General features: G+C 70.9%; 10 protein-coding genes. 8 read left to right on the forward strand and 2 right to left on the reverse strand.

Features of this window, described 5'->3' with window-relative positions:
* The first annotated feature begins 115 nt into the window (after nucleotides 1-115).
* The 8 genes from ruvC (at nucleotide 116) to E5082_RS20835 (ending at nucleotide 9,428) form a co-directional block, all read left to right on the forward strand.
* The gene (gene ruvC / locus E5082_RS20795; protein ID WP_135792741.1) at nucleotides 116-691 is read left to right on the forward strand and encodes a crossover junction endodeoxyribonuclease RuvC; all 576 of its coding nucleotides are present in this window, start codon (nucleotides 116-118) and stop codon (nucleotides 689-691) included.
* Entirely contained in the window at nucleotides 688-1,293 is a 606-nt protein-coding gene (ruvA, locus tag E5082_RS20800; RefSeq protein ID WP_135792742.1) for a Holliday junction branch migration protein RuvA, read from the forward strand. Before ruvC ends, ruvA begins: the two co-directional genes overlap by 4 nt.
* A 30-nt stretch (nucleotides 1,294-1,323) precedes the next feature.
* Nucleotides 1,324-2,394 (forward strand): Holliday junction branch migration DNA helicase RuvB, encoded by a 1,071-nt coding sequence (gene ruvB / locus E5082_RS20805; RefSeq protein WP_135792743.1) that lies wholly within the window; start codon nucleotides 1,324-1,326, stop codon nucleotides 2,392-2,394.
* 163 nt (nucleotides 2,395-2,557) lie between these two features.
* Entirely contained in the window at nucleotides 2,558-3,100 is a 543-nt protein-coding gene (yajC, locus tag E5082_RS20810; RefSeq protein ID WP_135792744.1) for a preprotein translocase subunit YajC, read from the forward strand.
* A gap of 144 nt (nucleotides 3,101-3,244) precedes the next feature.
* Nucleotides 3,245-5,026, forward strand: a complete 1,782-nt coding sequence (gene secD / locus E5082_RS20815) for a protein translocase subunit SecD (RefSeq protein ID WP_190045347.1) — start codon at nucleotides 3,245-3,247, stop codon at nucleotides 5,024-5,026.
* Nucleotides 5,027-5,029: 3 nt separating this feature from the next.
* A complete protein-coding gene (gene secF, locus E5082_RS20820; protein ID WP_135792746.1) occupies nucleotides 5,030-6,139 on the forward strand; it encodes a protein translocase subunit SecF in 1,110 nt (369 codons plus the stop codon).
* On the forward strand, nucleotides 6,136-6,675 hold the full coding sequence (locus E5082_RS20825; RefSeq protein ID WP_086693881.1) for an adenine phosphoribosyltransferase: 540 nt from the start codon (nucleotides 6,136-6,138) through the stop codon (nucleotides 6,673-6,675). Before secF ends, E5082_RS20825 begins: the two co-directional genes overlap by 4 nt.
* Before the next feature lie 239 nt (nucleotides 6,676-6,914).
* Entirely contained in the window at nucleotides 6,915-9,428 is a 2,514-nt protein-coding gene (locus tag E5082_RS20835) for a RelA/SpoT family protein (protein WP_135792747.1), read from the forward strand.
* A 69-nt stretch (nucleotides 9,429-9,497) separates the two neighbouring features.
* On the opposite strand, the gene E5082_RS20840 is transcribed toward E5082_RS20835, so the two are convergent.
* Nucleotides 9,498-10,727 carry a DUF349 domain-containing protein gene (locus tag E5082_RS20840; RefSeq protein ID WP_135792748.1) on the reverse strand — a complete coding sequence of 410 codons (1,230 nt, stop codon included), beginning with the start codon at nucleotides 10,725-10,727 and terminating at the stop codon, nucleotides 9,498-9,500.
* Nucleotides 10,728-10,895: 168 nt separating this feature from the next.
* The gene (locus tag E5082_RS20845; RefSeq protein WP_135792749.1) at nucleotides 10,896-11,720 is read right to left on the reverse strand and encodes a peptidylprolyl isomerase; all 825 of its coding nucleotides are present in this window, start codon (nucleotides 11,718-11,720) and stop codon (nucleotides 10,896-10,898) included.
* Nucleotides 11,721-11,824 lie beyond the last annotated feature (104 nt).

Below are 11,824 nucleotides of genomic sequence, written 5' to 3' on the forward strand. Positions count from 1 at the left end.
TGTTCAGAAGATCACCGTCCACGGGCCGCGACCATCGATTGAGGGACCACGACGGTGCTCAGCCACCTCCGCGAGAGCGGCGGCGGTTCAGCCGCAAAGAAGGGTTGGGGGCGGCGTGCGGGTACTCGGGGTGGACCCCGGACTGACGCGGTGCGGGGTGGGCGTGGTCGAGGGGGTCGCGGGACGGCCGCTCACCATGGTCGGCGTCGGTGTCGTCCGTACGCCCCCCGACGCCGAGCTGAGCCACCGGCTGCTCGCCGTCGAGCAGGGCCTCGAACAGTGGCTGGACGAGCACCAGCCGGAGTTCGTCGCCGTGGAGCGGGTCTTCAGCCAGCACAACGTCAGCACCGTCATGGGCACCGCCCAGGCCAGCGCCGTCGCCATGCTGTGCGCCGCCCGGCGCGGCATCCCGGTCGCCCTGCACACCCCCAGCGAGGTCAAGGCCGCCGTCACCGGCACCGGCCGCGCCGACAAGGCCCAGGTCGGCGCCATGGTCACCCGGCTGCTCCGGCTCAGCGCGCCCCCCAAGCCCGCCGATGCCGCCGACGCCCTCGCGCTCGCCATCTGCCACATCTGGCGCGCCCCCGCCCAGAACCGGCTCCAGCAAGCGGTCGACCGCCACACGGCCCAGAAAACGGTCCAGAGAACAGCACCGCGCACCGCCCACGCAACGAAAGGCCGAACGGCATGATCGCCTTCGTCAGCGGCACCGTCGCCGCCCTCGCCCCCGACTCGGCGGTCGTCGCGGTCGGCGGGGTCGGCATGGCCGTCCAGTGCACGCCCGACACCCTGGCGAAGCTCCGCGTCGGTCAGGAGGCCCGGCTGCACACCTCGCTCGTCGTCCGGGAGGACTCGCTCACCCTGTACGGCTTCGCCGACGACGACGAGCGCCAGGTCTTCGAGCTGCTCCAGACCGCCAGCGGCGTCGGCCCCCGCCTCGCCCAGGCCATGCTCGCCACCCACCGCCCGGACGCGCTGCGCCGTGCCGTCGCCACCGCCGACGAGAAGGCCCTCACCGCCGTGCCCGGCATCGGCAAGAAGGGCGCGCAGAAACTGCTGCTGGAGCTGAAGGACCGCCTCGGCGCCCCCACCGGCGCCCCCGCCGTCGGCGCCCCGGTGAGTCAGGGCTGGCGCGACCAGTTGCACGCGGCCCTCATCGGCCTGGGCTACGCCACCCGCGAGGCCGACGAGGCCGTCACCGCCGTGACCCCGCAGGCCGAGGCGGCGGGCGGCGCCCCCCAGGTCGGCCAGCTGCTCAAGGCCGCCCTCCAGACCCTGAACCGCGCCCGCTGACCCGCGCGCATCCCGCTAGGAGCACCTGAAGTGAACTGGGACGACACGACGGACGGCGCCGCCGCGGAACGGCTGGTGGACACCGCCGCCGACCGGGAGGACCAGGCCGTCGAGGCCGCCCTGCGCCCCAAGGACCTCGGCGAGTTCATCGGCCAGGAGAAGGTGCGCGAACAGCTCGACCTCGTGCTGCGCGCCGCCCGCGCGCGCGGCGCCACCGCCGACCACGTGCTGCTCTCCGGCGCCCCCGGCCTCGGCAAGACCACCCTGTCGATGATCATCGCGGCCGAGATGGGCGCCCCCATCCGCATCACCTCCGGCCCCGCCATCCAGCACGCCGGCGACCTCGCCGCGATCCTTTCCTCCCTCCAGGAGGGTGAGGTCCTCTTCCTGGACGAGATCCACCGCATGTCCCGGCCCGCCGAGGAGATGCTGTACATGGCGATGGAGGACTTCCGGGTCGACGTCATCGTCGGCAAGGGCCCCGGCGCCACCGCCATCCCGCTGGAGCTGCCCCCGTTCACCCTGGTCGGCGCCACCACGCGCGCGGGTCTGCTGCCGCCCCCGCTGCGCGACCGCTTCGGTTTCACCGCGCACATGGAGTTCTACGAGCCGCGCGAACTCCAGCGGGTCGTGCACCGCTCGGCCGCCCTGCTGGACGTCGAGATCGACCCGTCCGGCGCCGCCGAGATCGCCGGCCGCTCGCGCGGCACGCCCCGGATCGCCAACCGCCTGCTGCGCCGGGTGCGGGACTACGCCCAGGTCAAGGCGGACGGCCTGATCACCGAGGACATCGCGGCCGCCGCCCTCGCCGTCTACGAGGTGGACGAGCGCGGCCTCGACCGGCTCGACCGGGGCGTGCTGGAGGCGCTGCTGAAACTGTTCGGCGGCGGCCCGGTGGGCCTTTCCACGCTGGCCGTCGCGGTGGGGGAGGAGCGGGAGACGGTGGAGGAGGTCGCCGAACCGTTCCTGGTGCGCGAGGGCCTGCTCGCGCGCACCCCGCGCGGGCGCGTGGCCACCCCGGCCGCCTGGAACCACCTGGGGCTCACCCCACCGCAGCGGCCGGCCACGGGAAACGGACAACAAGACTTGTTCGGGGCGTGAGAGCGGCGCACTGGCCCCAGGAGGAACCCAGGTGCCATGCTGAGCGTTGTTCCATGCGCGCGGACTCGCTTAGACTCCGCCGATGCCGCCCTTGTGGGCGACGCCGACCAGCCCCCTCCAACAGGCCGCTCCCCGCGCGGTCGCGCGAAGGAAATTCCGTCCCGTGAATGTCTATACCCTTCTCCCCTTCATCGTGCTCATCGCGGTCATGTTCCTGATGACGCGCTCGGCCAAGAAGAAGCAGCAGCAGGCCGCCAACATGCGGAACGAGATGCAGCCCGGTTCGGGCGTCCGCACGATCGGGGGAATGTACGCGACGGTCAAGGAGGTCACGGAGGACACCGTCCTCCTCGACGCCGGGCCGGGCGTCGAGCTGATCTTCGCCAAGAACGCGATCGGCGCCGTCCTCTCCGACGACGAGTACAACCGCATCATCCACGGCATCGAGCACGACCTTAAGCCGGACGCCGAGATCGTCCCGGACGACGCCTCCTCCCTCACCGCCGCCGACGCCGAGCACAAGGCCGTCGACTTCGGCAAGAAGGACGCCGCCGAGGAGACCGCCGTGGCCGAGGACAAGACGCTCGCCGACAAGGCCGAGACCGTCGAGCCCGCCGCCAAGGACGACACCGTCGTGAACAAGCCGGAGACGGCCGAGCCGGCCGAGGCGCCGAAGAAGACCGACGGCGACACCGACGCGAAGTAGTCACGTCCCCGGGGCGTCCCGGCGCCTCTCACGGGGCGCGCGGCACGCCCCGGACGCCTCTGTTTCCCGCACGGAATCCCGACACCATGTCATGGCCACCGGCGCCCACGGCGCACCGGGCGGCCCGAGAGGGAGTACGAGAAGGTGGCAGCACCTAAGAAGGGCCGGGGCGCGAGTGCCCAGAGCAAGCCAGGGCGCTCGCTGGTCCTCATCCTGATCGCCATCGTGGCGATGACCGGGGGCATGTTCCTCGCCGGTCACACCACCCCGCGTCTCGGCATCGACCTTGCCGGCGGTACGAGCATCACGCTCAAGGCGAAGGCCGACCAGGGGTCGGCGATCAACAAGGCCAACATGGACACCGCGGTCGACATCATGAACCGCCGTGTCAACGGCCTTGGTGTCTCCGAGGCCGAGGTGCAGACCCAGGGCGACGATCACATCATCGTCAACATCCCCAAGGGCACCAACTCCAAGGAGGCCCAGCAGCAGGTCGGCACCACCGCCAAGCTGTACTTCCGCCCGGTCCTGGCCAGCGAGCCCAGCGGCGGCGCGGCCCCCAAGCCGTCGCCGAGCACCTCCTCCGGCGCCAGCGGCTCCCCGAGCCCGGCCGCCAGCCCCTCCGGCGACCAGAAGGCGACCTCGCCCTCCGGTGCCCCCTCGCCGAACGCCACGGCCACCTCGCAGGGCCGCGCCGTCAGCGACGCGCTGAAGGCCGACGCCACCCCGTCGCCCGCCGGCTCCGCGAGCGCCAAGTCCTCCGGCGCCCCGGCGAAGCCCTCGCCGACGCCCAGCGCCAACGCGGACGCCGCGAAGCTCCAGGCCCAGTACGCGGCCCTGGACTGCACCAAGCCCGCCGAGCGCGCCAAGGTCGGCAAGGCCGGCAAGCCCGGTGAGCCCACCGTGGCCTGCGGCGAGATCGACAAGGTCTGGTACAAGTACGTGCTCGGCCCCGCCGCCGTGGACGGCACCGAGGTGAAGAACGCCAAGGCGGTCTTCGACACCCAGGGCGCCTCCGGCTGGCAGGTGCAGATGAACTTCACCTCCTCCGGCGCCAAGAAGTTCGCCGACATCACCGGCGAGCTGGCCAAGAACCAGCAGCCGCAGAACGAGTTCGGCATCGTCCTCGACGGCGACGTGGTCTCCAGCCCGTACGTGCAGCAGGCCATCACCGGCGGCCAGGCCGAGATCTCCGGCCGGTTCACGCAGGAGGAGGCCCAGAGCCTCGCCAACATGCTGTCCTACGGCGCGCTCCCGCTGTCCTTCCAGGAGGAGACCGTCACCACGGTCACCGCGGCCCTCGGCGGCGAGCAGCTCAAGGCGGGCCTCCTCGCGGGCGCCATCGGCCTCGTGCTGGTCGTGATCTACCTGGTGGCCTACTACCGCGGTCTGTCGCTGGTGGCCATGGCCTCCCTGCTGGTCTCCGCGATCCTCACCTACGTGATCATGTCGCTGCTCGGCCCGGCCATCGGCTTCGCGCTGAACCTGCCCGCCGTCTGCGGTGCCATCGTCGCCATCGGTATCACCGCGGACTCGTTCATCGTGTACTTCGAACGCATCCGGGACGAGATCCGCGAGGGCCGCAGCCTGCGCCCCGCCGTGGAGCGGGCCTGGCCGCGCGCCCGGCGCACCATCCTGGTCTCCGACTTCGTGTCGTTCCTCGCCGCCGCCGTACTGTTCATCGTCACCGTCGGCAAGGTCCAGGGCTTCGCGTTCACGCTCGGCCTGACCACCGTCCTCGACGTCGTGGTGGTCTTCTTCTTCACCAAGCCGCTCATGACGCTGCTGGCCCGCCGCAGGTTCTTCGCCGACGGTCACAAGTGGTCCGGCCTCGACCCGCGGAGCCTGGGCGCCAAGCCCCCGCTGCGCCGCACCCGCCGTCCTTCCGGTCCCACCACGGGCCCCGTCGACCCCAAGGGGGCGTGAGCGATGTCGAAACTCGGTAACCTCGGCGCGCGGCTGCACCGCGGCGAAGTCAGCTACGACTTCATCGGCAAGCGCAAGATCTGGTACGGCGTCTCCATCCTGATCACCATCACGGCCATCCTCGGCCTGGCGGTGCGCGGCCTGAACATGGGCATCGACTTCCAGGGCGGCGCCGTCTTCACCACCCCGACCAAGATGAGCGCCTCGGTCGCCCAGGTCGAGAAGTACGCCCACGACGCAGCCGGTCACGAGGCCGTCGTGCAGAAGCTCGGCAACGGCAGCCTGCGCATCCAGATCGCCGGCCTCGACACCGCCAAGTCCGACCAGGTCAAGCAGACCCTGGCCAAGGACCTGAAGCTCGACCCCGAGCGGCTCAACGCCGACCTGGTCGGCCCGAGCTGGGGCGAGCAGATCGCCAACAAGGCGTGGCAGGGCCTGGCGATCTTCATGGTGCTCGTGGTGATCTACCTGGCGATCGCCTTCGAGTGGCGCATGGCCGTCGCGGCCCTCGTCGCGCTGATCCACGACATCACCATCACCGTCGGCATCTACGCCCTCGTCGGCTTCGAGGTCACGCCCGGCACGGTCATCGGTCTGCTGACCATCCTCGGTTACTCGCTCTACGACACGGTCGTCGTCTTCGACAGCCTCAAGGAGCAGACCAAGGACATCACCAAGCAGACCCGCTTCACCTACAGCGACATCGCCAACCACTCGATCAACAGCACCCTGGTGCGCTCCATCAACACCACGGTGGTCGCCCTCCTCCCGGTGGCGGGCCTGCTGTTCATCGGCGGCGGTTTCCTCGGAGCGGGCACCCTCAACGACATCTCCCTGTCGCTGTTCGTCGGCCTCGCGGCCGGCGCGTACTCCTCGATCTTCATCGCCACGCCGCTCGTCGCCGACCTCAAGGAGCGCGAGCCGGCGATGAAGGCCCTCAGGAAGCGGGTCATGGCCAAGCGTGCCCAGGCCGCGGCCGGAGAGGCCCAGGGGGAGTCCCGGTCCGCCACCGGAGAACCGTCCGACGGCGCGGCGCCCGCTGTGGTGGGCCCGCGCGACCAGTCCGTGACCCGCAACCGGGGCCGCGGCCGACCCTCTGGAAAGCGCCGATGACCTCCATCCAGGAGCTGCTGCTCAGCCGTATCCGCGACGTGGCCGACTACCCGGAGCCGGGTGTGATGTTCAAGGACATCACCCCGCTCCTGGCCGACCCCGCCGCGTTCACGGCCCTCACCGACACGCTGGCCGAACTCGCCACGGCCACCGGGGCCACCAAGATCGTCGGCCTGGAGGCGCGGGGCTTCATCCTGGGCGCGCCGGTCGCCGTCCGCGCGGGACTCGGCTTCATCCCCGTCCGCAAGGCCGGCAAGCTCCCCGGAGCGACGCTGCGCCAGGCGTACGACCTGGAGTACGGCTCCGCCGAGATCGAGGTGCACGCCGAGGACCTGTCCGACGGTGACCGCGTGTTCATCGTGGACGACGTGCTCGCCACCGGCGGCACCGCCGAGGCCGCGATCAAGCTGATCGAGCGCGCCGGCGCACGCGTCTCGGGCGTAGCCGTCCTCATGGAACTGGGCTTCCTCCAGGGCCGGGCCCGCCTGGAGTCCGCCCTGAACGGCGCGCCCCTGGAGGCGCTGCTCCAGGTCTGAACCGGACCGAGCGGACCCTGAGCGGCCGCGAGCGCACCGGGCCGTCCCGGCCCGCGCTCGCGGCCGCTCCGCGTTTCACGGCCTCCGGGATCCGGCCGCCGGAATCCACCATCCGTCCCACGTGTTCCACTGGTGGGCCGTTCTCCCCACCGCCTGAAGGCGATGGCGGGGCGCGGGATCGCTACCATGGGGTTTCCGGAGCCTGACCGGGGGACCCGGATCGCGCACTAGGAGTCCTCTTGCCAGACGAGGCCCAGCCACTGACCGCCGCCAAGCCGGAGTCCGCCTCGGCGCCCGCGGTGAAGCCCGCGCCGAACGCGTCCGACGCGAAGAACGACCGGCGCGGCTCGGTCGAGCACGCCCAGTCGGCGCCGGTGGAGAAGACCGCCGACACCGCGCGCCCCAAGCCCGCCCCCGTGCGCCCCGCGGCCGGTCAGACCGCGCCCCGCTCCGGCTCCTCCAACCGGGTCCGCGCCCGCCTGGCCCGTCTGGGCGTGCAGCGCGCGAACCCGTACAACCCTGTGCTGGAGCCGCTGCTGCGGATAGTGCGCAGCAACGACCCCAAGATCGAGAACGCGACGCTCCGCCAGATCGAGCGCGCCTACCAGGTGGCCGAGCGCTGGCACCGCGGCCAGAAGCGCAAGAGCGGCGACCCGTACATCACCCACCCGCTCGCCGTCACCACCATCCTGGCCGAGCTGGGCATGGACCCGGCGACCCTGATGGCCGGCCTGCTGCACGACACCGTCGAGGACACCGAGTACGGCCTGGACGACCTGCGCCGGGACTTCGGTGACGTGGTCGCCCTGCTGGTGGACGGCGTCACCAAGCTGGACAAGGTCAAGTTCGGCGAGGCCGCGCAGGCCGAGACCGTGCGCAAGATGGTCGTCGCCATGGCCAAGGACCCCCGCGTCCTGGTCATCAAGCTCGCCGACCGCCTGCACAACATGCGCACCATGCGCTACCTCAAGCGCGAGAAGCAGGAGAAGAAGGCGCGCGAGACCCTGGAGATCTACGCGCCGCTCGCCCACCGGCTGGGCATGAACACCATCAAGTGGGAGCTGGAGGACCTGGCCTTCGCCATCCTCTACCCCAAGATGTACGACGAGATCGTGCGGCTGGTGGCCGAGCGCGCCCCCAAGCGCGACGAGTACCTGGCCATAGTCACCGACGAGGTCCAGGCCGACCTGCGCGCCGCCCGCATCAAGGCGACCGTCACCGGCCGGCCCAAGCACTACTACAGCGTCTACCAGAAGATGATCGTCCGCGGCCGGGACTTCGCGGAGATCTACGACCTGGTCGGCATCCGCGTCCTGGTGGAGACCGTCCGGGACTGCTACGCGGCGCTCGGCACCATCCACGCGCGATGGAACCCGGTCCCCGGCCGGTTCAAGGACTACATCGCGATGCCGAAGTTCAACATGTACCAGTCGCTGCACACGACGGTCATCGGCCCCAACGGCAAGCCGGTCGAACTGCAGATCCGCACCTTCGACATGCACCGCCGCGCCGAGTACGGCATCGCGGCGCACTGGAAGTACAAGCAGGAGGCCGTCGCCGGCGCCTCCAAGGTGCGCACCGACGCGCCGAAGTCGTCCGGCAAGGGCAAGGACGACCACCTCAACGACATGGCGTGGCTGCGCCAGCTGCTGGACTGGCAGAAGGAGACCGAGGACCCCGGCGAGTTCCTGGAGTCCCTGCGCTTCGACCTGTCCCGCAACGAGGTCTTCGTCTTCACGCCCAAGGGCGACGTGATAGCGCTCCCGGCCGGGGCCACCCCGGTCGACTTCGCCTACGCGGTGCACACCGAGGTCGGCCACCGGACCATAGGGGCACGCGTCAACGGTCGCCTCGTCCCGCTGGAGTCCACCCTGGACAACGGCGACCTGGTGGAGGTCTTCACCTCCAAGGCGCCCGGCGCCGGGCCCTCCCGCGACTGGCTGGGCTTCGTCAAGTCGCCCCGCGCCCGCAACAAGATCCGCGCCTGGTTCTCCAAGGAGCGCCGGGACGAGGCGATCGAGCAGGGCAAGGACGCGATCGTCCGCGCGATGCGCAAGCAGAACCTGCCGATCCAGCGCATCCTGACCGGCGACTCCCTGGTCACCCTGGCGCACGAGATGCGGTACTCCGACATCTCCGCGCTGTACGCGGCGATAGGCGAGGGTCATGTCTCCGCGCAGAACATCGTGCAGAAGCTCGTCCACGCGCTCGGCGGCGAGGAGGCGGCCACCGAGGAGATCGAGGAGCCGGTCCCGCCGACCCGGCGCAGCCGCAAGCGCCGCTCCAGCGCCGACCCCGGTGTCGTGGTCAAGGGCGTCGACGACGTGTGGGTGAAGCTGGCCCGCTGCTGCACCCCGGTACCGGGCGACCCGATCATCGGGTTCGTCACCCGGGGCAGTGGGGTCTCGGTGCACCGCAGCGACTGCGTCAACGTGGACTCGCTCTCCCGCGAGCCCGAGCGCATCCTCGACGTGGAGTGGGCGCCCACCCAGTCCTCGGTCTTCCTGGTCGCCATCCAGGTCGAGGCGCTGGACCGCTCCCGGCTGCTCTCGGACGTCACCCGCGTCCTGTCCGACCAGCACGTCAACATCCTGTCCGCGGCCGTGCAGACCTCCCGCGACCGGGTCGCCACCTCCCGCTTCACCTTCGAGATGGGCGACCCCAAGCACCTGGGCCACGTCCTGAAGGCGGTCCGGGGCGTGGAGGGCGTCTACGACGTCTACCGCGTGACCTCCGCCCGCAACCGCGGCTAGCGACGCATACGCCGAGGGGCTCCGTACGGTGTGTACGGAGCCCCTCGGCGTATGCGGTGGGGGAGTGTCTCAGCCCCCGAACTCCTCAAGACCCTTCAGCGCCTGGTCCAGCAGTGCCTGGCGGCCCTCCAGCTCACGCTCCAGCTTGTCGGCGCGGGAGGTGTTGCCCTGGGCACGGGCCTGCTCGACCTGGCCGCGGAGCTTGTCCACGGCGGCCTGGAGCTGACCGGTCAGACCCGCGGCACGCGCACGCGCCTCCGGGTTGGTCCGGCGCCACTCGGCCTCCTCGGCCTCCTGGATCGCCCGCTCCACCGCGTGCATCCGGCCCTCGACCTTGCCCCGCGCGTCGCGCGGCACGTGCCCGATGGCCTCCCACCGCTCGTTGACCGAACGGAACGCGGCACGCGCGGCCTTCAGGTCCCGCACCGGGAGGATCTGCTCGGCCTCCTCGGCCAGCGCCTCCTTGAGCTTCAGGTTCTCGCCCTGCTCCGCGTCCCGCTCGGCGAACACCGAGCTGCGCGCGGCGAAGAACACGTCCTGCGCGCCCCGGAAGCGGTTCCACAAATCGTCCTCGTGCTCGCGCTGGGCGCGGCCCGCGGCCTTCCAGTCCGCCATCAGCTCGCGGTACCGGGCCGCCGTGGCACCCCAGTCCGTCGAGCCCGACAGCGCCTCCGCCTCCGCGACCAGCCGCTCCTTCAGGCGCCGGGCGTCCTCGCGCTGCGAGTCGAGCTGGGCGAAGTGCGCCTTGCGGCGCTTGGAGAAAGCCGACCGGGCGTGCGAGAAGCGGTGCCACAGCTCGTCGTCGGACTTGCGGTCGAGCCGGGGCAGACCCTTCCACGTGTCCACCAGGGCCCGCAGCCGCTCACCGGCCACCCGCCACTGGTCGGACGCCGCGAGCTGCTCCGCCTCCGCGACCAGGTCCTCCTTGGCCTTGCGGGCCTCGTCGGACTGCTTGGCCCGCTGCGCCTTGCGCTCCTCGCGGCGCGACTCGACCTTCTCGACGAGCTTGTCCAGCCGGGCCCGCAGCGCGTCCAGGTCGCCCACCGCGTGGTGCGCGTCCACCTGCTCGCGGATGTGGCCGATCGCGGCCTGGGCGTCCTTCGCGGACAGATCGGTGGTCTGCACGCGCTTTTCGAGGAGGCCGATCTCGACCACCAGGCCCTCGTACTTGCGCTCGAAGTAGGCCAGCGCCTCCTCGGGGGAGCCGGCCGCCCACGATCCGACGACCTGCTCGCCGTCGGCCGTACGCACGTACACGGTCCCCGTCTCGTCGACGCGGCCCCACGGGTCGCTGCTCACAGCGCCTCCTCCACATGATGCCTGCGGGGAGCCTCCCGGCCCCCTGGCATCGTCCACAGTTTCGTCATCGCCAACATAGGCGACCGGCAGGGGGCCTGTCCGCATCCGGAGGCACCCAATTCCGCAGGCGACCGGCCCGCGGGGGCGGACCGGAACGCCCCGGCGGAGTCAGGACTTCGTGACCGTCGCCTTGTCGATCACGACCGTGGCGTTCGGGGCGCCGTCGCCCTGGCCGGTGTTCTCGCCCGCCTTGGCGATCTTGTCCAGCACCTTCAGCCCGGCCTTGTCGATCGTGCCGAAGGGGGTGTACGACGGCGGCAGCGGGCTGTCCTTGTACACCAGGAAGAACTGGCTGCCGCCGGTGTGCGGCTGCCCGGTGTTGGCCATCGCCACCGTGCCCGCCGGGTAGGTGTTCTTCTTGAGGCTCTTGTCCTTCAGGTTCTCGTCCGGGATCGTGTAGCCCGGTCCGCCGGTGCCGGTACCCGTCGGGTCACCGCACTGCAGGACGTAGATCCCGTTCGTGGTCAGCCGGTGGCACTTGGTGTGGTCGAAGAAGCCCTTGTCCGCGAGGTAGGAGAAGGAGTTCACCGTGTGCGGGGCCGCCGAGGCCTTCAGGGCCAGGCCGATGTCGCCGCAGGTGGTGGCCAGCTTCATCGTGTAGCCGGCCGACGTGTCGATCGACATCGCCGGCTCCTTCTTCCAGGACTGCTTCTTCACCGAGCCCTTGGCCGGCTTCTCGCAGGGGTCCGGGGCCTTGCTGGGGCTCGCGGACGCGCTCGGCGAGGAGCCGGCGGCGTCCACCTTCTTGTCGCCGTCGTCCTTCATCACGCCCGTCGTGTAGAGCGCCACACTGCCGATCACGATCACGCCGAGCACCGACGCGATCACCGAGTTGCGCATGCGCGCCTTGCGTCGCGCGTCCGTGCGCCGCTGCTGCTGCCGCAAGAACTTCTCCCGTGCGAGCTGACGCCGTCGCTGCTCCTGGCTGACCACCGGGTTTCTCCCTCATGCGTGTCGTATGCCGACCGGTACGTGTGCGTCCTGTGATCCGACAGGCGCGTGTAGCCCCGTACCGTATATGGGTTCGCTGAGGAAAC

Source organism: Streptomyces griseoluteus (genome assembly GCF_004784465.1).
GTDB lineage: Bacteria > Actinomycetota > Actinomycetes > Streptomycetales > Streptomycetaceae > Streptomyces > Streptomyces griseoluteus.